Source organism: Heyndrickxia ginsengihumi, from assembly GCF_011008565.1.
Taxonomy (GTDB): domain Bacteria; phylum Bacillota; class Bacilli; order Bacillales; family Bacillaceae_C; genus Weizmannia; species Weizmannia ginsengihumi.
Genome location: NZ_JAAIWK010000002.1, coordinates 90,704 through 116,276, shown reverse-complemented (window position 1 = coordinate 116,276; position 25,573 = coordinate 90,704). Strand labels below are relative to the sequence as shown.

The window sequence follows — 25,573 nt, the reverse complement described above, 5'->3', positions numbered from 1 at the left end:
TTTGATTGTCGAAAGCAAGAAATTTATTATATAATTTTGTCTAATATTGCGAATCTATTTACATTCATACAAAGACCTGCGATAATTCTTGAGTAGTTACTGGGAGAAATCGTAAAATATTTAATGAAACGACATTTCCCATTGTGAGTTTTATAACATTATAGGAATCTGCATTGTTTTAAGAAAAAACCTGTCATCTTTTGCTTATTAATAAAAATAGATACAATAAGCTAGAAAGAAAAAAATTGAAGGAGAAGTGGAAAGTGAGCACGAATGAAGCAACGGAAGAGTATTATTTAAGAAAAATACAGAAAAAAAGAGAAGAAATGATGCAAATGGGTCTAGAGCTAGGTTTCACACATGAAAAAACGGTTGATTGTAGTCAAGAATTGGACAGGCTCTTAAATTTATACTATGATCAATGTCAGCGTCGTGAAGACCCAACAGACTTAATTGTTATTAGAGAAATGTCCTTTATATTGTATGAAAGGGTAAAAAGATCTTCATTAAATATAAAGAAACAGAAAAAAGCCTTACAAGTTGTTTAATAGATTTTGGAATTAAGAGAAAAAGATCTTCTTTTCCAAAAACAGCAATTTCTCACGGATAAGATTCCATACCACAAACATAGAGATAAGGTAGGAATCTTTTTATTTTCAGTTATCATTTTTTAATGCGCACATACTATGTATAAAATTGCATTGTTATTTGCGGTTACATATAATATAAAAAAGTTAAAGGATCGGTTATGATGGAGAATGAAACGAAACAGTCGCTAAAACTATTTGTCGTGTTGTCAAAAGCCTCGAGAGCTATTAATGAATATACGAATCAATTTATTCAAAAGCAGGGTGTTAATCCAACAGAATTTGCCGTTTTAGAATTGTTATATCATAAGGGGGATCAACCTTTACAACAAATAGGCGGGAAAATATTGCTTGCGAGCGGGAGTATTACATATGTTGTCGACAAGTTGGAAAAGAAAGAATACTTAGAGCGAATCTCATGTCCGAATGATCGCCGCATTACATATGCACATATAACAGAAAAAGGCAAAGAATTTATCGAGTCGTTTTTCCCAGAGCATGAAGAACGAATTGATCGTATTATGTCTGCGTTAAATGAAGATGAAAAAGCACTAGCGATTCAATTTTTAAAACGGATTGGAAAAAACATCCATTAATATTTTGAAATCAAGAATTTTTCAAAAGGTTAGCAGGAGTTTTTAACCTTGAACAGGAGAAAAAAACATTAATTTTTTTAAAAAAAGAGATCATGATATAAATGTCAAAAAGAGGTGAAAGAATGAAATTTGAAGAGTATAAGTATGTGAGACCGAATATGGAGCAAATTACAAGGGAATTTCATCATTGGCTTAATCACTTTCATCATGCAGAAAATGTGGAGGATCAACATCAGGCGATCGCTGAATTAAATAAAGTATCAAGCATGTTTGATACGATGTACAATCTTTGTTATATCCGGCATACAATTGATACGGAAGATGAATTCTATAAAGCTGAAAATGATTTTATGGATGAAGTCTTGCCAGTGATGGAAGGCTTAAATGCTGATTTTAATAAAGCAATTGTGCAATCCAACTTCCGTTCGCAATTGGAAGAAAAGTGGGGAAAACAATTATTTGCCCTTGCTGAAGTTCAGCTAAAGACATTTTCTCCTAATATTGTTCCTTTGTTGCAGAAAGAAAATAAACTTGTATCCCAATATACAAAGTTAGTAGCCTCTGCCAAAATCTTATTTGAAGGTGAAGAACGGACACTTGCCCAATTGCAGCCATTTGCTGAGTCAACAGATCGGGAAATAAGAAAAAAAGCAACTGAAGCACGTTTCACCTTTTTTGCAGAACATGAAGAAGAATTTGATCGAATTTATGATGATCTAGTTCAAGTACGAACGGAAATCGCTAAAACGTTAGGATATAAAAACTTTGTCGAACTCGGTTATGATCGTATGAATAGAACAGATTATAATGCTGATATGGTGAAAAATTATCGAAACCAGATTCAAACATATATCGTTCCACTTGCAACAGCTTTATATAAACGCCAGGAGAAAAGAATTGGTGTTGATTCACTCAAATTTTACGATGAAAGCTTACAGTTTTTAACAGGTAATGCGACTCCAAAGGGGGATGCGGAGTGGATTTTGGAAAATGGTAAGAAAATGTACGCACAACTATCCCCTGAAACAAATGAATTTTTTCAATTTATGACAGAACATCATTTGCTCGATTTATTGGCAAAAAGAGGTAAAGCGAGCGGGGGATATTGCACTTTTATTGCTGATTATCAATCACCATTTATTTTCTCAAACTTTAATGGCACAAGCGGTGATATTGATGTATTGACGCATGAAGCTGGCCATGCTTTTCAAGTATATTCGAGTCGCCATATCGAAACTCCTGAGCTCATATGGCCAACTACTGAAGCTTGCGAAATACACTCAATGAGTATGGAGTTTTTTACGTATCCATGGATGAACTTATTTTTTAAAGAAGATACGGATAAATATAAGTTTGCCCATTTAAGTGCGGCATTACAGTTTTTACCTTATGGAGTTGCTGTTGACGAATTTCAGCATGCTGTTTATGAAAATCCAGAAGCTACTCCAGAAGAGAGAAAACAAATATGGAAAGAATTAGAGAAAAAATATTTACCACACCGAGATTATGATGGGTTTGCTTATTTAGAGCGTGGCGGTTTTTGGCAAAGACAAGGTCATATTTTTGAAAATCCATTTTATTATATTGACTACACACTGGCACAAATATGTGCCTTTCAATTTTGGAAAAAGTCACAAGAAGATCACGATGCTGCTTGGAAAGATTATCTCCATTTATGTAAACAAGGGGGAACGAAGTCTTTCACTCAGTTAGTGAAAGAAGCAAATTTAATTTCACCTTTTGAAGATGGCTGTGTCAAATCTGTCATTGATACAATTCAAAACTATCTTAACGAAGTTGATGACAAAAACCTATAACAAAGATGATCATAACAGTCGGGGTGCACCATTAAGATTTATTCTTTACGGGGCACCCCGTATTTTTTACGTAATTTTTGAAGTGCTGCCGGTCTTCTATAAAAATGAACTGCCTCGAATATATTGGAAAACTAAACTAACGAATCATCGTTCTATACAAATAGTCTCCTAATAATAAGGGGATTTTACATCCAATTACAAAGAAAAATAATTCTGAAAATTATATTAGTAAAGTATTCTATGATATAATGTTTACAATAAAAATACAATTGTTTGCAGGTGGTAGACATGGAACAACATTCGGAGTTAAGGAAAAATATTGGCTTTTCAGTGGCAACGTCAATTGTTATCGGTACTGTTATTGGATCAGGAATATTTATGAAGCCTGGAATTATTTTATCTTCAGCAGGAAATTCAAAAATGGCAATGTTGGCATGGATCATAGGGGGCATTATTACATTAGCGAGCGGCTTAACAATCTCAGAAATAAGTGTAAAAATCCCAAAAACAGGTGGTTTATATGCTTATCTTGAAACTGTTTACGGAAAACTATGGGGTTTTTTATGTGGCTGGATTCAATCTCTTATTTATGCTCCAGCCGTTATTGGGGCACTAGGCCTATATTTTGGCTCAATATTTGCTGACTTGTTTGGTATAGAACAGCATAATAAAATTTGGATTGGGATTATGGTCGTTTTATTTTTGACGATTTTAAACTTATTAGGAACAAAATATGGCGGATTTATACAGATTGGCTCTACGATAGGAAAGATGGTTCCTATTTTTCTGATTGCGATTTTTGGTCTTTGGAAGGGAAATGGGAATATATTAATGCAAGAGAGTGGTGTTGCAGCTGATCATATTAGTATGGGTGCAGCTGTACTTGCAACGCTTTGGGCGTATGACGGCTGGATTAATGTCGGCTTTATGGCGGGGGAAATGAAAAATCCTTCAAAAACATTACCTAAAGCGATTATATCAGGAATTTTATTTGTCATGTTTGCTTATATAGCGGTAAACGCCGCTTTATTCCATGTGTTATCAGGCAAACAAATTGTTCATCTTGGAGCAAATTCAGCCAGCTATGCATCACAGATTTTGTTTGGTCCAGTTGGTTCAAAATTGATCACAATTGGGATTCTAATCTCCATTTTTGGTTGCTTAAACGGCAAATTATTAACCTTTCCACGTATACCATATGCAATGGCTGAAAGTAAGCTAGTACCAGCTTCCCGTTTCATTTCGTGGGTTCATCCGAAATCTAAAACACCAGTAGGGGCGACTGTTCTTGTCGTGATCATTTCATTAATATTAATGTTATGTTGGGATCCAGATAGGTTATCAAATATTGCAATTTTTTCTGTTTTTACTTTCTATGGACTCGCTTTTTTTGCTTTATTTATATTAAGAAAAAGAGATCCAGACAATGGAAGGAATCTTTATAAAGTACCACTTTATCCAGTAACACCGATTATTGCCATTTTAGGGGTTATATATATTGTAGGAAGTACATTAATAGATAGTCCAAAAGATACAATTTTATCGATTATCTGTACAATAATTGGTCTGCCGGTTTATAAATTTATGATAAAACGAAATCATACAGCCAGTCTTCCAGTAGTCAGTGCTATCCAAGAAAAGACTACTGAACAATAATCACTGTTTTAACGAATAGAATAGGGTATTAGCTATTATGCGGATGAATGACAAGCTAATAAAGCACAATAAAAAGGCCAAAAGAACGAGACGTTCTTTTGGCCTTTTTAATTTATTTATATCCATTATTTTGCAGCGTTTATCATGATTTGTTCATTTTGTATCTCGGCAACTAATTGTTTATGTTCTGGGTGATCTAATATAAAGTCAGCGATTTGATCTTCTAATTGTTCTTGGATGACACGGCGTAATGGTCTAGCACCAAATGCAGGATCGTAGCCAAGTTCAGCGATTTTTTCTTTTACGGCTTCCGTTACTTCTAATTGAATAGATTGTTCATCAAGTGTTTCGTTTAAATCTGTAAGCAATATATCGACAATTTTAATTAAGTCATGTTTTTCTAATGCATTGAATTCAATAATACTGTCGAAACGGTTTAAAAATTCTGGTTTAAAGAAATCTCCTAATGAATTAAGGATGTTTGATTCTTTGATCGCTTCACTTTTTCCGAATCCTAACTGAGCGCGTTTTTGTCCAACACCAGCGTTACTTGTCATAATAATAACAGTGTCTTTGAAGCTTACAGTTCGACCTTGGCTATCTGTTAGGCGGCCATCATCAAGGATTTGTAAGAACATATTGAGTACGTCTGGGTGTGCCTTTTCAATTTCGTCCAGCAAGATGATGCTGTAAGGATTGCGGCGTACCTTTTCTGTCAATTGACCTGCCTCTTCATGGCCAACATATCCTGGAGGCGCACCGATTAATTTGGCCACACTATGTTTTTCCATAAATTCACTCATATCAAGGCGAATCATTGCATCTTTCGTACCGAATAATTCTTCTGCTAGCGTTTTTGACAATTCTGTTTTACCGACTCCAGTAGGACCTACAAATAGGAAAGAACCGATTGGGCGAGTTTTAGCCTTTAACCCTGCACGTGAGCGTCTGATTGCTTTTGCCACTTTGTTAACAGCTTCTTGTTGGCCAATTACTTTAGCAGATAAGTTTTCTTTTAAATGTTGCAGTTTTTGTTGTTCATCTACTTCTAATTTACCAACAGGTATGCCTGTCTTTTTCTCAATAATTTCTTGTATTTGCGCTACATCAACGATTGGTTTTGCCGAATCTTGCTTTGATGTTTGCCATTCTTTTAGCTTTGTTTCTTCATTTCGAAGCTTAGCTGCTGTTTCATAATCTTCTTTTGCTAAAGCAGCTTGTTTCTCTTGCTTAATTTCATTTAAACGTTTTTCGATATCTTCTTTACTTGGAATTGTAATCGTTAAATTTAATTTTGAGCCAGCTTCATCCATTAAATCAATGGCTTTGTCTGGCAGATAGCGATCTTGAATATAACGATGTGAAAGGTTCACACAAGCTTTTAAAGCGTCTTCTGTATAAGTTACTTGATGATACTTTTCATAACGGTCTTTTAACCCTTTTAAAATCATGTATGCTTCATCTAGGTTTGGTTCACTAACTTGAACAGGTTGAAAACGTCTTTCAAGGGCAGCGTCTTTTTCAATTTGACGATATTCTTTTAATGTTGTTGCACCAATCACTTGAATTTCACCACGAGCGAGAGCAGGTTTTAAAATATTCCCCGCATCCATTGATCCTTCTGCAGAACCAGCACCAACAAGCAAGTGAATTTCGTCAATAAATAACAGTACATCTTTTCTTTGCTGCAATTCATTGATTAGTTTTTTCATGCGTTCTTCAAATTGACCGCGAATTCCTGTGTTTGCAACAAGGGATGCTACATCTAATAAATATACTTGTTTATTTCTTAATTTGGCTGGAACTTTATTTTCAGCAATTTTAAGGGCAAGCCCTTCAGCAATGGCCGTTTTACCTACACCTGGTTCCCCAATCAACACAGGGTTATTTTTATTGCGGCGATTTAAAATTTCAATTACACGACTGATCTCTTCATCGCGACCAATTACAGGATCGATTTGTCCAGATTGGGCCATTGTAGTCAAATTACGACCAAATTGATCTAAAAATCCGCCGCCTCTTTGACCTTGGGTTTGTATTGTTTGTTGTTTGATACCACCCATATTTGTAAATCCATTTGCATTCATTTGGTTGAATAAATCATTCAAGCCGCCAACATTACCAAAACCATTCATGAATGATCCACCTCCAAATTGATTTTCAAATTTAGCACGTTCTTCTTGGTAGCAATTAGAGCATAAATTTAAAGTTTGTTCATTCCCATTAATATTTATATGAAATCCAATATTCGCTTCATTTTGATGACATTTTTCACACAACATCAAACATTCCTCCTTATTAAAGATCGTTTGATTGTTTGACTTTGATTAACTTTGACCTTTTGTTGAATAATGTAGATCAAAATAAGAATAAATGCAAATGGTTTGCTTGAATTTGACCAAGTTTGATTTTTGCAATCAAACAATATAAAGCAAATAACGACTTTGTTTGACTTATTTTGACCTTTGATTACATTATAGCCATTTTATTTTTCGTTGTAAAGAGTTTTTTTTGACCTTTTTTGACTAATTTATTTTTTTCTAAATAACAGAAGGGCCGGGCTAATCTTCATTGCTTGTACATAGGATGATAATAAATGGAATTTTATTGATTAATCATGATGTTTACTGGGGATAGAGAGTTAATTGTAGGAAGGGGAAGTTTTATGAAAAGAGGTTTAAGTGCACTTCAAATTGCTGCTGTTTATATTGGAACAATAATCGGTGCAGGTTTTGCAACAGGAAAAGAGATAGTGGAATTTTTTACTCGCTTTGGGTTTTATGGTTTTCTTTCTATCTTTATTTCAGGTGTGCTTTTTATTATTCTAGGAACGAAGATGATGGAGAAGGCGATTGATATAAAAGCACAATCGTACGAAGAGTTTAACGAATTTTTATTTGGGAAAACATTATCTAAAGCGATTAATTTATTAACAATGGTGATGCTTATTTGTGTTTGTGGCGTGATGTTATCTGGCGCAGGTGCAGTTTTTGATGAACATCTTCATGTAAGTAGAATGATTGGTATGCTCATTACTGTTTTGCTCACTTTTATTGTAATGTTAATTGGTTCAAAAGGATTGTTTAGTGTCAATACTTTTGTCGTACCGATGATGATCTTATTTAATGCCTTATTAATGTCACATTCTGTACAAGAGCCTAATTTTTTGACGCATTTACGATGGAGGCCAAACACGGCGCATTTTGGTAATGCCATTACTCAAGCTCTTTCATATGCAGCATTTAATTTAGCATTGGCGCAAGCTGTTCTAGTCCCAATTGCAACTGAAGTAAATGATAAAAAAACGATAAGGCTTGGGGGAATATTCGGCGGTTTATTTTTAACGTGGATCCTTATATCTAGTCATTTTTCATTGGTTACGTTACCACATTTTACATCATATGAATTGCCGATGGCAGTTATTGTGAAAAATAGTTTTCCTGAAATCTATATGATTTACATATTAATGATTTATAGCGAAATTTTCACTTCAATTATTGGCAATGTCTATGGTTTAGAAAAGCAACTAAGAGGATATTTATCGATTAATAGTATTCCGATTTATATCATCATTTTAGTTATAACATTTCTTATTAGTCAATTGCACTATGGAACACTGCTATCGATACTTTATCCGATATTTGGTTATTTCAGTCTACTGTTTATCGTTATCCTTGGGATTAAAACAAGGAAAATATAATAAAAAAAGACTGCTTAGTTGCAGTCTTAATGGATTGGAAAAATGACAAGAAGTAAAAGATCGAATATTAAATGTGACAAAATAAGCATCGATAGATCTCTTTTTTTAGCATAAAGAATTCCCCAAAATAGAGAACCGACAAACGCGGCAATCATCATAATTGGTAAATCTGCATAAAGAAATACAGATGCATTTAAAAGTGCAGAAATTAAGATGGCAAACTTATCGTTCATTAGATTCATTAAACGTTTTTGTACAAAGCCTCGCCAAAAAATTTCTTCACCTGGGATGAGAATAATGATGAGGACAATATAATTCCAAAGCAATTCCGGTGAAAAGCGTTTATAAGCATGTGAAACTTGTTGATCAAGATCCGTTGGCAATAATGTTAATAAAAAATGTCCGATCCAAAAAATCAAATATAAAACGATACCGGAAAGAATGCCATATAGTAGGAATTGAAAAAAAGACTTTTTCGCGTTGCTTTCTGCTTTCCCTTGAAATATAGAAAAACTAATTAGAAAGAGCATAGCCCCGGAATATAAGTACCAAAAAACCGCATGATGATCGTGAAATGTTATAAATAGAAGAATATGAGCTAGTATAATACTACTGATTAGCTTCGTATCGACGGAAAGTTTCGTCATGCTGTAGTTTCTCCTCTCTTTCAATCACAGAAAATATAATAGTAACTCATTCAAAAAATGAATACATTCATGAAATAAAACATATTCATTTTTTCATACTTTGTTATTTTATCAAATCTAGTAGATAAAATGAATGGAAAGAAAATTCCATCATTTAATATAAATAGTCGAATCGAGTTGACACGCAAAAAAGAAATTGAGAGCACTCCCAATTTCTTTTTTTTTTGCGTACGTGAGCTTTTAGTTAGGTAGATCGTCATTATGGTATTTAAGCCTTTGTGGATGATTGAATAATTTTGTAATTTTTATGATTAATAACCGTTTTTTCATCTAATTCTAGTTCATTGAAATTTTCCATATGTGTTAAATTAACAATAACAGAATTCTCATTCACTTTTTCCACAACGCCTTGCAAGCCCTCTTTGAATTCAATAATATCACCAATTTGAGCTTTCTTCAAAATAACGCCTCCTATCACTTTTTGAACGTATTGTAAATAGTTTGCACTATTTATCAGAAAAGTTCAAGACTAATAGTTACGGAAATTTGAATAAACTATTAATTTGTTTTAAAAAAGCATTTTATGCTTTTACAATTCCAACAAGCAAATCATCATTGTTATGATTAATATGAGAGTTCCTATGATAAAATATTAATGGGGTGAAGCATATGACAGAGGAAGAAATGAAAGATTTGATTGAAAAACTTCGAAAAGGTGAAATTCAGGAATTTTTAATTAAAAAGGAAGATTTTTTAACTTTTCGTGAAGTGCTTGTTTCCCAAGAAGATTTTAAACATTTTAAAGGGATTGCCCAACATGGGGGAAATGTGATTTATCAATATTTACAGATTCCGAGAAGCTAATATCATTATTTTGATCGAATTGAAAGAATTATGTTGATATTTCTCGAAATTTGTATTATTTTTTAAGTCATGGTATCCTATACCGTGGATTTTCTTTTAAATCCCCATCAAATTTAATGCAGTTTTGTCTTTTTTATGTAACATTTCACATAAATATTGACGAAATTTGCAACGTGCTTTATTTTTATATGAGAAAAATATTTTATTGAAAAGGAGTAAGAAAATTATGGCTCAAAAATCTTTTACAGTAACTGCAGATACAGGAATTCACGCACGTCCGGCTACTTTGCTTGTACAAGCTGCTAGCAAATTCGACTCTGACGTTCAATTACAGTACAAGGATAAAAAAGTTAACTTAAAATCAATTATGGGTGTTATGTCTCTTGGAATTGGTAAAGGTGCAGATATTACAATTTTCGCTGAAGGTAACGATGCTGAAGACGCATTGAACAGCCTAGCAGAACTATTGAAAAAAGAAGGTTTAGCTGAATAATGTCAACAATTCTAAAAGGTATTGCGGCATCTAACGGTATTGCAATAGCAAAAGCTTACCGTTTAGTGGAACCTGATTTATCTTATGAAAAGAAAAATGTTCAAAATGTTGACGAAGAAGTTAATCGCCTACATAGCGCGGTAGCTGAATCAAAAACAGAATTGGAAGCGATTCGCGAACATGCTCTTAAAGAATTAGGTGCGGATAAAGCTGCGATTTTCGATGCACATTTACTTGTTTTAAGTGACCCAGAATTATTATCTCAAATCGAAGATAAAATCAAAAACGATCAAGTTAATGCAGAATTCGCTTTAAAAGAAACTGCAGATATGTTCGTTACGATGTTTGAACAAATGGATAATGAATATATGAGAGAACGTGCAGCTGATATTCGCGATGTTACGAAACGAATTTTAGCGCACCTGCTTCAAGTTGATATTCCAAATCCTAGTATGATCGCTGAAGAAGTGGTTGTCATCGCTGAAGATTTAACACCTTCAGATACAGCTCAACTAAATCGTGAATTTGTTAAAGGATTTGCGACTAACGTTGGGGGACGTACATCACATTCAGCAATCATGGCTCGCTCTTTAGAAATTCCAGCTGTTGTTGGTACAAAAACGGCAATTCAAGATATCCAAAATGGTGATCTTGTAATCGTTAACGGATTAACGGGTGATGTCCATATTAATCCAACACCAGAAGTAGTGGAACAGTACAAGAAAGAGCAAGAAAAATTTGAACAACAAAAAGCTGAATGGGCTAAATTACTTCATGAAAAAACCGTTTCTAAGGATGGACATCATGTTGAATTAGTTGCTAATATCGGAACACCAAATGATTTACAAGGTGTTGTTGATAATGGCGGTGAAGGTGTCGGTTTATATCGTACTGAGTTCTTATATATGGGAAGAGATGAACTTCCAACTGAAGAGGAACAGTTTGAATCGTATAAAGCGGTTTTAGAAGGCTTAAATGGTAAACCTGTCGTTGTCCGTACACTTGATATCGGTGGCGATAAAAAATTACCTTATTTACCACTTCCTGAAGAGATGAATCCATTTCTTGGTTTCCGTGCTATTCGTCTATGCTTAGATAGACAGGATATTTTCCGGACACAATTACGTGCGCTACTTCGTGCAAGTGCATACGGTAACTTAAAAATCATGTTCCCAATGATCTCCAACTTAAATGAATTCCGCGAAGCAAAATCTATTCTTCTTGAAGAAAAAGATAAACTCATTCAAGAGGGTGTAAAAGTTTCTGATGAAATTGAAGTTGGTATCATGGTAGAAATTCCTTCAACTGCAGTTTTAGCAGATCTATTTGCAAAAGAAGTTGATTTCTTCAGTGTTGGAACAAACGATTTGATCCAGTATACAATGGCTGCTGACCGTATGAATGAGCGTATTTCATACTTATATCAACCATACAATCCATCTATTTTACGACTTGTGAAACGCGTTATTGATGCTGCTCATCAAGAAGGTAAATGGGCAGGCATGTGCGGTGAGATGGCTGGAGATGAAATTGCAATTCCTCTTCTTCTTGGTTTAGGATTAGATGAATTTTCAATGAGTGCTTCTTCTATCTTAAAAGCTAGATCACAAATACGTACGTTGAACAAAGCCGACATGGAAAAATTAGCTGAGCAAGCATTAAATCTAACAACAAATGATGAAGTGTTAGAACTTGTGAAAAAATTTACAAATCATTAAAAAGTAAAAAAGTGGATTAGTGAGATTGTAAATGGGTATAGTATATTATCCCAATAAGAACATTGCGTCCTGATATACGTAGTATAATCTGTTGGGTGTGCATCGTTTCTTCTCATTATTCTCTTTTTTAAGCCGAATGAATATTTCATTCGGCTTTTTTAGTCATAATAGATGAATTTTACTGAATACTTCGTTTATACTTGAATTAGCATTGAAGAATATTAAGGAGGTATATGAAATGAAATTGGGAATTAAAGGAAAAGCAGCTCTCGTTGTAGCTTCTAGTCAAGGGCTCGGAAAAGCAATTGCAAAAGAACTAGTTGAAGAAGGTGCTAATGTTGTTATTGCAAGCAGAAATGAACAACAGCTCCAACAAGTAAAACAGGAGTTGCTTGCATTAGGCAAAGGTGATGTTGAATATATTAAAACGGATATTACAAATGTTGAAGAGATAAAAGCAATGGTCCAAAAGGTAAAAGATACTTATGGAAGACTTGATATATTGGTAAATAATGCAGGTGGGCCTCCAGCAGGAAATTTTGAAGATATGGACGATGAAAAATGGCAGCAATCATTTGAACTTAATTTGCTTTCATACATAAGAATCATTAGAGAGTCACTTCCTTTGCTGAAGAAAAATGGCGGAAGAATTATCAATATTGCTTCATCTTCTATTAAAGAGCCAATTCCAGGATTAATTTTGTCAAATACTTTTAGAACGGGTATTGTCGGACTCTCTAAATCGCTAGCTGAAGAACTAGCACCTTACTCTATTTTAATTAATACAGTTGGTCCAGGTAGAATTGCAACGGATCGAATTACACATCTTGATCGTGTAACAGCAGAAAAGACAGGAAAGAGCTTAGAAGAAGTTGAGCAAGAACAATTACAGTCTATTCCGCTTAAACGATATGGTCAACCTGAAGAATTTGCTAAATTTGTTGCTTTTCTTGCATCAAATGCAAATTCATATGTCACCGGAAGCAGCTTTTTGATTGACGGCGGAAAAGTAAAATCGATTTAATAAAACGATAAATAAATGAGTGTGGGGGAGAAAATATGGATAAACAATTAACAAGTATTGGATTTATCGGATTAGGTGTCATGGGTAGAAATATGGCATTCAATTTATTGAAATCTGGATATTCACTTAATGTTTATAATCGTTCCAAGGATAAGGCAAATCTTTTATTAGAGCAGGGGGCTACATGGTGCCCTTCGCCAAAAGAGGTTGCAGAACAATCAGCGGTTATTATTACAATGGTTGGTTATCCGTATGATGTGGAAGAAGTTTATTTTGGCGAAAATGGATTACTGAAACATGCTAATGAACAGACAGTATTGATTGATATGACAACATCAACTCCTACACTTGCAAGGAAAATATATCAAGCTGCGAAAGAAAAAAATATCGAAGCAATTGATGCGCCAGTTTCAGGTGGCGATATCGGTGCACAAAAAGGAAATTTAACGATAATGGTTGGCGGAGATGTTGAAACATTTGAAAAGGTATTGCCAGTTTTGAAGGTGCTAGGGGAAAATATCGTACATCAAGGGGCGGCTGGTTCTGGACAGCATACAAAAATGTGCAATCAAATTGCGATCGCTTCAAATATGATGGGGGTAAGTGAAGCAATTGTGTATGCCAAAAAAGCAGAATTAGATCCGGAAAAAGTATTGAAATCAATTAGTGCAGGGGCTGCGGGCAGCTGGTCATTATCCAATTTAATTCCTCGGGTACTTGCTGGCGATTATTCACCTGGATTTTTTATTAAACATTTTATTAAAGATATGAAAATTGCATTAGATGAAGCAGAGAAAATGAACTTAGAGCTTCCTGGGCTTGCTCTAAGTAAAAAGCTATATGAACAATTAGCTGAAAATGGTGAGGAAAATAGCGGTACGCAAGCTTTAGTGAAATATTGGGATATTTTTTAATGAATTGATTGCCTTGTTTTTAAACATCGAATTCACAGTAAATATATGTTAATTTCAATGATACAATAAACAATCCGCTTAAAAGGGGGCTGAACGGTTCCTCTTAAGCGGATTATTTATGATCTATATTCTTTTAAATAGCTGTTTTCGTTAACCTTGTAACTTTTCAACAAAAGGGTTAGTTGATTTATGCTCCAGTATGCTTGCTTCACTCCTTTAGTGTCTCATCTATCCCGTTTTTCCCGAAGGAGTCTTGCACCTTTTACTCCAATCAACAATCTTTAGGAACAGTTTCACTATTTAACCAAGGATCTATCTTTTTAAATAACTTTCGATGCGGTTAAATCCTTCTTGAAGTGTCTCCATACTGCATGCATATGAAATTCGGAAAAATCCTTCACCATAAGCTGAGAAAGAACTTCCAGGAACGACTGCGACTTTATTTTTATTGGCTAAATCGACAGCAAAATCAAATGATGATAGAGCAATATAGTCGGGTATTTTAACAAAAAAGTAGAATCCGCCGTTAGGTTTTACATATGTTAAACCTAATTGATCCAGTCGTGAACATACAAAGTCTCTTCTTTTCATGTATTCTTTTTTCATCACTTTAGCATCATCTATTCCATTTGTTAATGCTTCAATTGCTGCTTGTTGCGAAATAGAAGTAGCACATGTGACATTGTATTGATGGACTTTTAAAATATGTTTACTAAGCCATTCTGGAGCAAACAACAAGCCGATTCGCCATCCTGTCATAGAATGCGACTTAGAAAGGCCATTTATGACGATGGTACGGTTATGTAAAAAGTTCGCAATAGATACATGCGGACTATCATAAGATAGTTCACTATATATTTCATCTGCTAATACAAACACTTCTTTGTCCTTTAGTAAATCTGCTATTTCTTTTAATTCATCTGCCGTTAAGGTAACACCAGTTGGATTTGAAGGATAAGGTAAAATGACACATCTCGTTCTATCTGTAAGAGCTGTCTTAATTTTTTCAGCTGTTAATTTAAAGTTAGAGTCTCTCGTATCGACATGAACTGGTATTGCATCGCACAAACGGATCAGTGGCTCATAACCAGGATACACAGGGCCGGGTAAAATTACCTCTGATCCAGGTACTAAGATCGTCCTAAGCGTAATGTCGATCGCTTCACTGGCACCTATTGTTACAATGACCTCCGTTTCGGGATTGTAATTCAGATTATATTTTGTTTGCACAAATTGTGCAGCAGCATTTCTTAGTTTTATATCTCCAGCATTGTGTGTGTAACTTGTTACATTTTGTTCAATTGCATGTATTCCAGCCAGTTTAACGTGCTCAGGTGTAGGAAAATCTGGTTGGCCGATTGTAAAAGAGACCATATCTTCAATATGGTTCACCATATTAGAAAATTTGCGAATTCCGGAAATTTCAATATCTAATACTTTTGGATTTAGTAAATGATCCAAAGAAATTGCCTCCTTATTTCGTTTAACTGTATCATAGCATTGAAGAAAAGTATGATTAAAATATTTTATTCGTTGTTCTAATTGTACTATAAAATGAGTTGGCATTAGTGGAAAAAATAATTTTTCAATATCATGCTTTTTTTATTAATTTTACATGATTTTCTCATTTTAATCATTTATAGTAGTGAGTGTATGCTTGAATGGAGATGGAAGTATGGATGAACAACAACAAGATATAAGGTATGCAGGTTTTTGGAGGAGATTTGTAGCTTATTTAATAGATATGGTAATACTCAGTATTCCACTCTTAATTATTACACTTGCGGTGTTCTGCATTGTAGCAGTACAAATTGATTTTTCTACGAATAAAGTTACAATTAATCAATTTTTCTCTATCGGAATTGGATATCTTGTTATTTTCTTCGTAGATTTAATTTTACCTATTTTGTATTTTGCGTGGCTAGAATCATCGAAATGGCAGGCAACGATAGGAAAAAGAGTTTTAGGGCTCAAAGTGATTGATACTAAAGGAAATCCGCTAACATTTTGGCGTGCTTTAGGTAGAAGCTTTGCGATGATTTTATCTGGTATATTTTATATTGGATATATTATTGCTGCATTTACAGAAAGAAAACAAACACTACACGATATGATCGCTGGCACATCAGTAATAATGGACGAGCGAAATTAAGCCTCCCAAATAAGGAGGCTTTCAGTTTGTTAACAAAAGGAATTTAGAATAGTCTCTTTTAATCAATATGCCATTCGAAAACATGAAAGTTCCACCTTGCACTGATTATATCCCGTAGTAAACTTCCTTACATTTCCGCTCCAATCTACATAGTAAAAAATCTTCCATATTAAATGTAAAACTTCATGCAAAAGGGTTTTATCATCAATCTCTTCGCATTAGGTTCTATCTTCACTCCAATAGAAAAATATAAATAATAGAATTTAAATATTTCCTTGAAAACTTGAAGAGTTTGTTTTTCGTTGTACCAGTATAAAAGACCCAAAACGATAAAAATAAAGAAAACGTGATTTTGCAAAAAATACAGCGAATATAAGAACGTTCATGATATAATCATTCAAAAGGAGAAAAAAGTAGAAAAAGGGGGAATTTTGGTGGAAAGTAATAAAGGAATTCTTTTAGAAAGTGGTACGAATGAACTAGAAATCATTGAATTTGAAGTAAATCAAAATAAATATGGAATTAATGTTATCAAAGTGAAGGAAATTATTATGCCTGCACACGTGACGATCATTCCGAATGCACATCCATTTGTAGAAGGAATTATCCAGCTACGCGGTGAAGTGCTGCCGGTTGTAAACATGCGGAAGGTGTTAAAATCTCAAGAACAGACGTATTGTGCAAATGAGAAATTTATCGTAACAGAATTTAATCAGCAAAAAATCGTTTTTCATGTAGACAACGTCTCCAAAATACATCGAATATCTTGGGAGAGAATTGAAAAGCCTTCTGATTTGTATTCGAGTCAATCAAATGAAATTGTCGGTGTGATTAAACAAGATCAGGATATGATCTTAATGCTAGATTTTGAAAAAATTATAACGGAAATAAATCCAAATATTAATATAAAAGTAGCAGAAGTAAAGAAACTAGGGAAAAGAGAAAGAAGTAATAAGCGAATTGTTTTGGCTGAGGATTCTGCTTTACTTAGAGGACTTCTAGAAGAAACATTAAATGAAGCTGGTTATGAGCAAGTGAAATTTTTTGAAAACGGAAGAGAAGCTTTTGCTTACCTTGATTCACTTCTGAAAGAAGGCAAACGGATAACGGAAGAAGTGCAGCTCGTTATTACAGATATTGAAATGCCGCAAATGGATGGTCATCACTTGACGAAAAAAATTAAAGAGACAAATGATATGAATGATTTGCCCGTCATCATTTTTTCATCGCTGATCACTGATACTTTAAGGCATAAAGGAGAGATTGTAGGGGCTGACGCTCAAGTAAGTAAACCGGAAATTAATGAATTAATTAAATATATTGATGCACTTATTTTATGATATTAGTAGTATCAACAGTATTTAAAGCCCCATATTATGATCATCATTATTTATAATATGAGGCTTTAAAATTAATAACCGTTATGAAAAATGTTGAATTGCTTAAAAAAATGAATCCCCCAGCCTTTTAAAGACAGGTTTGCAATTCTTTTTATGGTATTGCTGCGTTGATTTTTGAGGTGATTTTGGTTGATTTTCCATCATTCCTGTATAGGCTTGTAGTAAAAGTTTCGCTTGGTGCAAAGACATGTGACATTTTGGATTTCTTGATGAATGATCGAGTTTGCCAAGATGAGGGAGATTTTTAAAGTCTTCCTTTGATGGTGGTATATGAAATGTATAATCGCCACAACGAATTAAGACATCCGATTGCTGCTGACTGTATTTTGGGTGTTCAGAAAAATGCAGTCCGATTTTAACAGCTTTTCCTTCTTGAATCATCTTTTGAAGCGCTGTTTTTTTAAGGCAGTATAAATATTTCGGATTCGTAGCAGTTTTAGCATGGCGATTCACGGTGAAAATCGCATGAGAGAGGTTTTGAATTGTAGGGTTCAATGGAGTACATTTATGTGAATTCAATGTAGAACTCCTTTCTAAATTAAATAATTTTACTTTTTTGTTAATTAATTATACAACTTTTCCTTGGAAATGGAAAGAACCGATCTATTGTTTTAATTATTTAACAATATTACATAGATGAATATGCTATAATTTCATTATAAAAAATAGAGAGAAAGTTAAACAAAAGGGGGTAGGAGTTGGATGAAATATATTGTACAGCTCCGTTGGTTAGTCTTAATTTTATGGGTGTTGTGTGGGGGCATATTGGCATGGAAGGCGCCATCTTTAAATTTATTAGTACGTGAAAAAGGACAAATTTCCGTACCAAATGGATATCCTTCCGCTATAGCGTCGCAAATAAAAGATCGGCATAATCCAGATCAAAAAGAGACTGCAAATATTATGGTTGTCTTTCACCAATCACATAAATTTAATCAAGCAGACATGGATCGTATAGAACATACGATTCACCGCTTAAATGATAATAAAGAATCTTTACACATCACGAAAGTAATAAGTCAGTTTGATCATCCATCACTAAAAAAAGCACTAGTGTCCAAAGATCAAAAAACAGTAATGACACGACTTACTGTAAATTTGAGTCACTCTTCTTTAAGAAGTGTGAGGAAACAATTACAAAAGGCAATTCAAACGCCTGGTATTCAAGCTTTAATGACGAGTAGCAGTTTGATTAATCAAGATGTTGCAGACAGTTCACAAAAGGGTTTAAAAAGAACGGAGCTCATTACAGTTGTTTTTATTTTAATCGTATTAATTTTAGTTTACCGTTCAATCATTGCACCGTTTATTCCTTTAATAACCGTGGCACTTGCCTATATGATGAGCCAATTTATTTTAGCCGTTTTAGTTGATCGTTTTAATTTTCCAATTTCGAATTTTACGCAAATATTTTTAGTTGCAATTCTTTTTGGAATCGGAACGGACTATTGTATTTTACTGCTAAGTCGTTTTAAAGAGGAGCTATCAAAAGGAAGGGAGACACTCCCTGCGATTATAAATACATACAAATCTGCAGGAAAAACCGTCTTAATAAGCGGCATTGCTGTTATGATTGGATTCGCCTCTATTGGTTTAGCAACATTTAAATTATATCAATCGGCAGCGGCTGTTGCCATCGGTGTTGCCATCTTGTTAATGGCGCTGTTTTCAGTTATCCCTTTTTTTATGGCAGTTTTGAAAAAAAACCTATTTTGGCCAACGAAAGGTGAAATTACCCACAATGAAAGTAAAATATGGACTTGGCTAGGAAAGATTGCTATCGCACGGCCTTTCATTGCTTTAGGAATCGTCATCATCATCGTCATGCCTTTACTAATCAGTTACAATGGGAAAATTTCTTTCAACTCTTTAAATGAAATTGGCAAGGGGTACGATTCTGTCAAAGCATTTAACATGATTTCGACTAGCTTTGGTGCTGATAAAATGATGCCAGTCGAAGTTGTTATAGAAAACGACGAATCAATGAAGTCAAAAGACTATTTAGCTTTGATTGAGAAAATCAGTGCAAATCTAGCAAGTTTGAAAAATGTTCAAGAGGTTCAAAGTCCTACACGTCCAGCAGGGAAGGTTATACAAGACATATATATTCATAAACAAGCGAAAACAATTAGTAATGGTATTAAAGAAAGCAATGATGGTTTGCGTCAAATAAAGTCAGGATTGAATACTGCTTCCGATTCAGTTGCCAATTCTAAAGCTAAAATTAAGGCTGCTACTGATGGAATAGATGATTTACAATCAGGAACGAGTAAAATCCAATCAGGTATGACAAATCTACAAGCGGCATTAAGCAATATTGAAACAGGTATGAGAGATGGTTCACAAGGGGCCCATCAATTAAAGTCGAATGTTCAAAAGGCACAGGTACAGGCTGAACAACTGCAGGCTGGATTTGGACAGTTATTATTAAAATATCAGGATGCTCAAAAAAGCATTAAGCAATATATAAAAGAATCCAATCAATTGCCTAGTGATATTCCTTCTGAACTTGATCAGCTGCAGTCCAACTATAATCGTTTTTTAAAAGGTCATCCCGAAATCAAAAAGGACCCGCAATTTCAGCAGCTACAACAAAGCCTTGAGGAACTTGGGATGATAAACAGTGAAGTTCCTAGCTTAATTATGCAACTGGATCATACGACATCAAAGCTAGAAGCGATCAATACGCAATTACAAACGATGTCAAATGGTCTAAGTCAATTCGTAAATGGTTTTACGCCTGTTATCAATGGCTTGAATCAACTAGAACAAGGAATTGATAAAGCGGCGAATGCCCAAAATCAAGTTATTAATAAAATACCAGCCATTAATCATGGATTAAAGAGTATATCAGACGGGCAGGCGCAATTACGATCAGGATTAAGTCATTACAATGGTCAACTTGATCAACTATCGAATGGATTAAATTCAAGTGTAGATGGCCTTGGTCATATAGAATCCGGACTGGATAGTGCACAGAGTTTTTTAGCGGATTTATCTGCCGATCAAGAAGGAACACAAGGGATTTATATCCCGGACCAATTATTAAATAATGTAAACTATCAAAAAGCACTTGGAAATTATATATCTCCTGATGGGAAAATGGTTAGAATAAATATTATTTTAACCGAAAATCCGTATTCAAATGAAGCGATAGACATGATTAATCACATTCATCAATCTATTAAAGATTCAACAAAGAATACAAAATTAGAAAATGCCCATGTCGGGATTGATGGCGTAACAAGTATAAATCATGATCTTAGAAGTTTATCAAAAAATGATTATACACATACTGTCATTTTAATGTTGGCAGGGGCAGCTGTAGCTTTAATTATTTTCTTGCGGTCAATCATCATGCCAATTTATATATTGGTGTCATTATTGATAACATATTATGCATCTATGGCTGTTACTGAACTAATCTTTATCCATTTAGGCGGCTATTCTGGACTTAGCTGGGCAGTTCCTTTCTTTGGTTTTGTCATTTTAATTGCTCTCGGAATAGACTATTCTATTTTCTTAATGGAGAGGTTTAATGAGTATCAAGCATTGTCTGTTGCAGATGCAATATTATATGCGATGAAAAATATGGGGACTGTCATTATTTCAGCTGTAATCATTTTATCTGGAACATTTGCTGCAATGCTTCCATCAGGCGTATTAACGCTTATGCAAATTGCTACTTTAACGCTCACTGGTTTATTATTCTATACTTTTCTTGTTTTGCCGCTTTTAATTCCTGTGATTGCGAAGACTTTAGGAAAAGTAAATTGGTGGCCGTTCATCGCTAATAAATAATGTTTAAAGAGGTTGGGACAAGACTCAAAAGTGGTTAGCTAAAGACGAACATTGCACAACTCTGCTCCGGAAGCGAAGGATATTTCCGGAGCGGAGTTGGAGCGCGATATTCGGGGGTTCTTTAGTTCATACTTTTTTCCTAGCCTCTTTTTTGTTTTAGAATTTTTTTCTATTCTTTTTATTTATTTCCTTGTAAAATAGAGTTATATTGTTGTGTTATTACAGTTTGCCCACTTTTGGGAGATTGAATTTCCTGATTATGGAGATAAAAAGGATGGTTTTATGGACAAGGTAGCAGCAACGAGAGAGTTTGACAATCTTCGTGATTTAATTAAAACATTATTCAATCTAGATACTTTATATCAATTGGCTGATTTCGTATCGATAATAAAGGTGGAGCATGGTCCAACATTTGCAATTGCATGTGATGATCGAGCCGAACAACAAGTATATCAAATATTAAGTGAAGTGATTCAAAATGGACAGTTGGAAAGCTATTGCTGTAAAGTGATTGAAAGTTCTGAACCTGTTACTTTTATTACAGAAACCTATATAAATAATAAAGTGTCCCTTTATGAATCGACATTAATTTGCAACAAAGAAGAAGATCGTCCGTGTCAATGGATTATTGTAATGACAAAAGATGTAACAGAATTAGAAATGGGGAAGAAGGTATTATTAGAGAGCAATAAAGCTTATGAGGCACTTGTACAACGCCATATCGGTGCTGTCATGTCTATTGATGTATCGGGTAACATTTTAAGTATGAATGAATCAGTAAATGATTTGCTGTTATATAAGGAGAATGAGCTGAAAAGCCGTTCTATTTTTAATCTAATGGAGAAGCATACAGCACAGGATTTTCAATTATTATTAAATAAGTCGCTTGTGAGCCATCAAGACCAAACGTTTTCTTGTTATGTTTATAATCGAATTGGTGAAAAAATATTTGTTTCTATTCATATTATGCTTGTTGCGGTAGATATAAATATAAAGAGGTTTTTTATCACTATCCAAAATATTAATAAATCGGCGGTTGAGAACCGATTCGCATTACATGATGAATTGACAGGATTATGGAATCAACATGCACTTCTAGAACATATGAAGATGCTTATTTTAGAAGCAAAGAAAGCAAACCGTCAATTTGCTATTTATTATATTGATTTAGATCGTTTTAAGTATTTTAATGATATTTTAGGTAAGCAAGCTGGAGATGAAATCTTAAAGAGAACGGCGCAGCGACTGCAAAGATTAAATCTTGATGACTTTCAAGTATATCATGTAAACAGTGATCGTTTTATCATTATATTAAATGGAAATCAAGATGATATTGAAAAAGGGGCCGTTTTAATATCTGCAATATTTAATGAGCCCTTTCAAATTGAGGAAGAAGATTATATCATTGCTTCTTCAATTGGAATCAGTATTTATCCAAATGATGGCGAAGATGAAGAAACATTGATTAAACATGCTGATACCGCGTTGTCACAAGTAAAGGATAGTGGTAAAGGACATTATCGCTTTTATAGTAGCCGTATGGACGTCGAATTTCAACAGTATATTTTAATGGGGAAACATTTAAGACGAGCGATTGAAAAGAATGAATTAATGATCCATTATCAACCACAAGTTGACCTCAAATCAGGGGAAATTGAAAGCTTTGAAGCATTATTAAGGTGGAATAACCCAAAATTTGGTAATGTTTCGCCGTTAAAGTTTATTCCATTTGCAGAAGAGACAGGCTTAATTATCCCAATTGGAGAATGGGTGATCGACACTGTTTGTAAGAAAGTAAAGGAATGGCAGGAAAGGGGAGCTGTTGATTTTCGGGTGGCGATCAATATTTCTCCAAAACAGTTCAAAGCACCATACTTGCCTAAATTAATTCATCAGACATTGCGAAAATATGATTTGCCTGCTTCGGCTATCGAAATAGAGATTACAGAAACAATGATGATGGATATAGGGAATGTTTTAAATATTTTACAGGAATTAAAGGATTTAGGAATAAAGATTTCTGTAGATGATTTTGGAACAGGTTATTCATCATTGAACTATATAAAAAAATTCCCTATTGATATTTTGAAAATTGATCAATCTTTTATTAGGGAGCTTAATATTAGCCAGAAGGACGTGGCAATTACAAAGACGATTATCCATTTGGCTCATCATTTAGATTTAGAGGTTATAGCTGAAGGGGTAGAAGAGCAAGAACAAGTAAAGTTACTTCAATCTCTTAATTGTCAAAAGGCCCAGGGCTATTATTTTAGCCGTCCAGTATCGGCTGAAGAGATTGAACATCGATATTTTTATTAATGCACGTTTATTTCCTTTTTAATGGTTTCGTGTTAGAGTGAACATATGAACATAAAAAAATTCCTCTTCTTTGTATGCTTGGCTGTATGGGGACAGAAGGAGCGTGCTAAATGGATAAAAAAATGGAAATGATGATCATTCCAACTGACACAGGCTGTATGAAAATGTTTATTTATGGTTTTAAAGAACCTAGCTCAAAAGGGAAAATCATTACTGAGTACAATGAACATGTCGCAATTGCAAAAGGCTATAATTTTAAAGATACTATGCTGCGTTCATTAGCTAAGTTAAACAAGACCATTACAAATAATAAATTAGATTAATAGCTAGTAGGTTTCATATATTTTATTCAATCGGTTCTGCTTGGAGCGAAATCGATTGAATAAAATTTAGTTCTGTCAAAAAAATGAATGGTTATTCATTCACGAAGAGGGGGATTTATGTGAAAAATAAAGTGGTGATTATCACTGGCGGTTCAAATGGAATGGGAAAATATATGGCAAAAAGATTTGTAAATGCTGGGGCGAAAATTGTCATTACTGGAAGAGATCAAGACAAGCTGGAAAGGGCAAAGAGGGAATTAGGGGCTGAATCCCCTTCAATTTTAGCGATCCAAATGGATGTAAGAAATCCTGATGATGTTGAAAAGATGTTAGAACAGACAGTTGAATCATTTGGAACAGTTGATTTTTTAGTGAACAATGCTGCAGGGAACTTTATATGTCCAGCAGAAACACTATCTATTAACGGTTGGAATTCCGTCATTAATATTGTCCTCAATGGAACGTTTTACTGTTCACGTGCCGTTGGAAACTATTGGATTAAACATCATATTAAAGGGCGGATTATCAATATGGTTGCGACATATGCTTGGGGTGCTGGTGCAGGGGTTGTTCATTCAGCAGCAGCAAAGGCAGGAGTTTTATCGCTTACAAGAACATTAGCTGTTGAGTGGGGTAGCAAATACGGTATCACTGTTAATGCAATCGCTCCAGGTCCAATTGAAAGAACAGGTGGTGCAAGTAAATTATGGACATCTGAAGAAGCTGCTAAAAGGACGCTAAGCAGTGTTCCACTCGGCAGATTAGGCCATCCAGAAGAAATAGCAGAGCTTGCCTATTTTCTCCTCTCTGAACATGCGGCTTACATGAATGGTGAAGTTGTGACGATGGATGGTGGACAGTGGTTGAACCAACATCCATTTTAAGTGTTCATTCAAGTTATTTAAAAATAATGTAAACAGCGCATCAATGTTTATGTACAAAAGTCAACAATCATATATACTTGAATACAAAAACTTTCTACATTTGAAGTAGAAAGTTTTTTGTAAAATAAAACGGGAACAATAATATGGAGTAAAACGTTAACATATGATAAAGAATAACTTAAAGTGGATGGAATAGAAAAAAATATGTAATAAAATGTCGACAGTGGGTTTCCTAAGTGGAATTATTACTGTACAATTCCTTTTGGGGACAAGAAATATTCGTTATTGTTTCGACATGTAAAATGTGAGAGGATTGCATATGTAAATTATATTTTGTAAATCGTTAAAGAAATGATTTCGAATTCATCATTTTATTTGCTTTTGAAAGGAGTTCATTATGTCTCAACTTTTAGGTATTATTCAAAGATTACAAGCAATGCAAGAAGTAAAGGATTCAGGTGAAGTGCAGCAAAGGCGTTTTGAAGTAAATGGAAAAACGCTATGCCAAGTTAAATTTTTCCCTGCGACAAATACTTATGAGCTAGAAGTATTCGATGATAAAAAGCATTCAAATAAGTACCAATTTGATGATATTGATATTACTGCAATTGAAATTTTTGATATCGTTCAAGAAGGAAGTAATGCTTAATAGAAGGGGCCGTATTGGCTCTTTTTTTA

At 34.2% G+C, this 25,573-nt stretch carries 22 protein-coding genes; 17 read left to right on the top strand and 5 right to left on the bottom strand.

The window, feature by feature from the left end:
- Positions 1 to 263: 263 nt before the first annotated feature.
- From G4D61_RS01970 to G4D61_RS01955, 4 genes are all read left to right on the top strand, one after another.
- Positions 264 to 548, top strand: a complete 285-nt coding sequence (locus G4D61_RS01970; RefSeq protein WP_025731063.1) for an aspartyl-phosphate phosphatase Spo0E family protein — start codon at positions 264 to 266, stop codon at positions 546 to 548.
- Between the two features lie 200 nt (positions 549 to 748).
- On the top strand, positions 749 to 1,183 hold the full coding sequence (locus G4D61_RS01965; protein ID WP_025731062.1) for a MarR family winged helix-turn-helix transcriptional regulator: 435 nt from the start codon (positions 749 to 751) through the stop codon (positions 1,181 to 1,183).
- 122 nt (positions 1,184 to 1,305) lie between these two features.
- Positions 1,306 to 3,000, top strand: a complete 1,695-nt coding sequence (locus tag G4D61_RS01960) for a M3 family oligoendopeptidase (protein ID WP_163173100.1) — start codon at positions 1,306 to 1,308, stop codon at positions 2,998 to 3,000.
- 288 nt (positions 3,001 to 3,288) lie between these two features.
- Positions 3,289 to 4,656 (top strand): APC family permease, encoded by a 1,368-nt coding sequence (locus G4D61_RS01955; protein WP_025731060.1) that lies wholly within the window; start codon positions 3,289 to 3,291, stop codon positions 4,654 to 4,656.
- 125 nt (positions 4,657 to 4,781) lie between these two features.
- Here the strand turns inward: G4D61_RS01955 and G4D61_RS01950 are convergent, their stop codons facing one another.
- Positions 4,782 to 6,938: an ATP-dependent Clp protease ATP-binding subunit gene (locus G4D61_RS01950; RefSeq protein WP_025731059.1), complete on the bottom strand. Its 2,157-nt coding sequence runs from the start codon at positions 6,936 to 6,938 to the stop codon at positions 4,782 to 4,784.
- Positions 6,939 to 7,321: 383 nt separating this feature from the next.
- On the opposite strand from G4D61_RS01950, the gene G4D61_RS01945 reads away from it, so the two are divergent.
- Complete coding sequence (locus G4D61_RS01945; protein ID WP_025731058.1) at positions 7,322 to 8,356, top strand: YkvI family membrane protein; 1,035 nt, start codon at positions 7,322 to 7,324, stop codon at positions 8,354 to 8,356.
- Between the two features lie 26 nt (positions 8,357 to 8,382).
- On the opposite strand, the gene G4D61_RS01940 is transcribed toward G4D61_RS01945, so the two are convergent.
- Complete coding sequence (locus tag G4D61_RS01940; RefSeq protein ID WP_025731057.1) at positions 8,383 to 9,003, bottom strand: CPBP family intramembrane glutamic endopeptidase; 621 nt, start codon at positions 9,001 to 9,003, stop codon at positions 8,383 to 8,385.
- A gap of 268 nt (positions 9,004 to 9,271) precedes the next feature.
- Positions 9,272 to 9,463: a YkvS family protein gene (locus G4D61_RS01935; protein ID WP_025731056.1), complete on the bottom strand. Its 192-nt coding sequence runs from the start codon at positions 9,461 to 9,463 to the stop codon at positions 9,272 to 9,274.
- A gap of 209 nt (positions 9,464 to 9,672) precedes the next feature.
- Here G4D61_RS01935 and ykzS point away from each other — a divergent pair, with 209 nt between their 5' ends.
- The 5 genes from ykzS to G4D61_RS01910 all read left to right on the top strand — a co-directional run bounded on the left by ykzS (position 9,673) and on the right by G4D61_RS01910 (position 14,016).
- Positions 9,673 to 9,867, top strand: a complete 195-nt coding sequence (gene ykzS, locus G4D61_RS01930; protein ID WP_025731055.1) for a protein YkzS — start codon at positions 9,673 to 9,675, stop codon at positions 9,865 to 9,867.
- Between the two features lie 226 nt (positions 9,868 to 10,093).
- Entirely contained in the window at positions 10,094 to 10,360 is a 267-nt protein-coding gene (locus tag G4D61_RS01925) for a phosphocarrier protein HPr (protein ID WP_025731054.1), read from the top strand.
- Entirely contained in the window at positions 10,360 to 12,078 is a 1,719-nt protein-coding gene (gene ptsP / locus G4D61_RS01920) for a phosphoenolpyruvate--protein phosphotransferase (RefSeq protein WP_025731053.1), read from the top strand. The genes G4D61_RS01925 and ptsP overlap by 1 nt, the downstream gene beginning before the upstream one ends.
- A 238-nt stretch (positions 12,079 to 12,316) precedes the next feature.
- On the top strand, positions 12,317 to 13,102 hold the full coding sequence (locus tag G4D61_RS01915) for an SDR family oxidoreductase (RefSeq protein WP_163173098.1): 786 nt from the start codon (positions 12,317 to 12,319) through the stop codon (positions 13,100 to 13,102).
- A 35-nt stretch (positions 13,103 to 13,137) separates the two neighbouring features.
- Positions 13,138 to 14,016: an NAD(P)-dependent oxidoreductase gene (locus tag G4D61_RS01910; protein WP_035355189.1), complete on the top strand. Its 879-nt coding sequence runs from the start codon at positions 13,138 to 13,140 to the stop codon at positions 14,014 to 14,016.
- Positions 14,017 to 14,328: 312 nt separating this feature from the next.
- Here G4D61_RS01910 and G4D61_RS01905 read toward each other — a convergent pair whose 3' ends face one another.
- Positions 14,329 to 15,477 (bottom strand): aminotransferase A, encoded by a 1,149-nt coding sequence (locus G4D61_RS01905; protein ID WP_025731533.1) that lies wholly within the window; start codon positions 15,475 to 15,477, stop codon positions 14,329 to 14,331.
- Positions 15,478 to 15,691: 214 nt separating this feature from the next.
- On the opposite strand from G4D61_RS01905, the gene G4D61_RS01900 reads away from it, so the two are divergent.
- Both G4D61_RS01900 and G4D61_RS01895 read left to right on the top strand, forming a co-directional pair.
- The gene (locus tag G4D61_RS01900; RefSeq protein ID WP_025731534.1) at positions 15,692 to 16,168 is read left to right on the top strand and encodes an RDD family protein; all 477 of its coding nucleotides are present in this window, start codon (positions 15,692 to 15,694) and stop codon (positions 16,166 to 16,168) included.
- A 431-nt stretch (positions 16,169 to 16,599) separates the two neighbouring features.
- On the top strand, positions 16,600 to 17,508 hold the full coding sequence (locus tag G4D61_RS01895) for a chemotaxis protein (RefSeq protein ID WP_205603189.1): 909 nt from the start codon (positions 16,600 to 16,602) through the stop codon (positions 17,506 to 17,508).
- Between the two features lie 102 nt (positions 17,509 to 17,610).
- Here the strand turns inward: G4D61_RS01895 and G4D61_RS01890 are convergent, their stop codons facing one another.
- On the bottom strand, positions 17,611 to 18,087 hold the full coding sequence (locus G4D61_RS01890) for a YkyB family protein (protein WP_025731536.1): 477 nt from the start codon (positions 18,085 to 18,087) through the stop codon (positions 17,611 to 17,613).
- A gap of 183 nt (positions 18,088 to 18,270) precedes the next feature.
- On the opposite strand from G4D61_RS01890, the gene G4D61_RS01885 reads away from it, so the two are divergent.
- From G4D61_RS01885 to G4D61_RS01865, 5 genes are all read left to right on the top strand, one after another.
- Positions 18,271 to 21,369 carry an MMPL family transporter gene (locus G4D61_RS01885; protein WP_163173097.1) on the top strand — a complete coding sequence of 1,033 codons (3,099 nt, stop codon included), beginning with the start codon at positions 18,271 to 18,273 and terminating at the stop codon, positions 21,367 to 21,369.
- A 282-nt stretch (positions 21,370 to 21,651) separates the two neighbouring features.
- On the top strand, positions 21,652 to 23,688 hold the full coding sequence (locus G4D61_RS01880; RefSeq protein ID WP_155918580.1) for a sensor domain-containing protein: 2,037 nt from the start codon (positions 21,652 to 21,654) through the stop codon (positions 23,686 to 23,688).
- Positions 23,689 to 23,798: 110 nt separating this feature from the next.
- Positions 23,799 to 24,011, top strand: a complete 213-nt coding sequence (locus tag G4D61_RS01875; protein WP_025731539.1) for a hypothetical protein — start codon at positions 23,799 to 23,801, stop codon at positions 24,009 to 24,011.
- A gap of 113 nt (positions 24,012 to 24,124) precedes the next feature.
- Complete coding sequence (gene fadH / locus G4D61_RS01870) at positions 24,125 to 24,895, top strand: 2,4-dienoyl-CoA reductase (protein ID WP_231473133.1); 771 nt, start codon at positions 24,125 to 24,127, stop codon at positions 24,893 to 24,895.
- 397 nt (positions 24,896 to 25,292) lie between these two features.
- On the top strand, positions 25,293 to 25,544 hold the full coding sequence (locus G4D61_RS01865) for a YkuJ family protein (RefSeq protein WP_025731541.1): 252 nt from the start codon (positions 25,293 to 25,295) through the stop codon (positions 25,542 to 25,544).
- Positions 25,545 to 25,573 lie beyond the last annotated feature (29 nt).

Excerpts from the sequence above, each read along its gene's own strand:
- G4D61_RS01965 (WP_025731062.1), top strand. The coding sequence starts at position 749 with ATGATGGAGAATGAAACGAAACAGTCGCTAAAACTATTTGTCGTGTTG.
- G4D61_RS01960 (WP_163173100.1), top strand. The coding sequence starts at position 1,306 with ATGAAATTTGAAGAGTATAAGTATGTGAGACCGAATATGGAGCAAATT.
- G4D61_RS01955 (WP_025731060.1), top strand. The coding sequence starts at position 3,289 with ATGGAACAACATTCGGAGTTAAGGAAAAATATTGGCTTTTCAGTGGCA.
- G4D61_RS01950 (WP_025731059.1), bottom strand. The coding sequence starts at position 6,938 with ATGTTGTGTGAAAAATGTCATCAAAATGAAGCGAATATTGGATTTCAT.
- G4D61_RS01945 (WP_025731058.1), top strand. The coding sequence starts at position 7,322 with ATGAAAAGAGGTTTAAGTGCACTTCAAATTGCTGCTGTTTATATTGGA.
- G4D61_RS01940 (WP_025731057.1), bottom strand. The coding sequence starts at position 9,003 with ATGACGAAACTTTCCGTCGATACGAAGCTAATCAGTAGTATTATACTA.
- ykzS (WP_025731055.1), top strand. The coding sequence starts at position 9,673 with ATGACAGAGGAAGAAATGAAAGATTTGATTGAAAAACTTCGAAAAGGT.
- G4D61_RS01925 (WP_025731054.1), top strand. The coding sequence starts at position 10,094 with ATGGCTCAAAAATCTTTTACAGTAACTGCAGATACAGGAATTCACGCA.
- ptsP (WP_025731053.1), top strand. The coding sequence starts at position 10,360 with ATGTCAACAATTCTAAAAGGTATTGCGGCATCTAACGGTATTGCAATA.
- G4D61_RS01915 (WP_163173098.1), top strand. The coding sequence starts at position 12,317 with ATGAAATTGGGAATTAAAGGAAAAGCAGCTCTCGTTGTAGCTTCTAGT.
- G4D61_RS01910 (WP_035355189.1), top strand. The coding sequence starts at position 13,138 with ATGGATAAACAATTAACAAGTATTGGATTTATCGGATTAGGTGTCATG.
- G4D61_RS01900 (WP_025731534.1), top strand. The coding sequence starts at position 15,692 with ATGGATGAACAACAACAAGATATAAGGTATGCAGGTTTTTGGAGGAGA.
- G4D61_RS01885 (WP_163173097.1), top strand. The coding sequence starts at position 18,271 with ATGAAATATATTGTACAGCTCCGTTGGTTAGTCTTAATTTTATGGGTG.
- G4D61_RS01880 (WP_155918580.1), top strand. The coding sequence starts at position 21,652 with ATGGACAAGGTAGCAGCAACGAGAGAGTTTGACAATCTTCGTGATTTA.
- G4D61_RS01875 (WP_025731539.1), top strand. The coding sequence starts at position 23,799 with ATGGATAAAAAAATGGAAATGATGATCATTCCAACTGACACAGGCTGT.
- G4D61_RS01865 (WP_025731541.1), top strand. The coding sequence starts at position 25,293 with ATGTCTCAACTTTTAGGTATTATTCAAAGATTACAAGCAATGCAAGAA.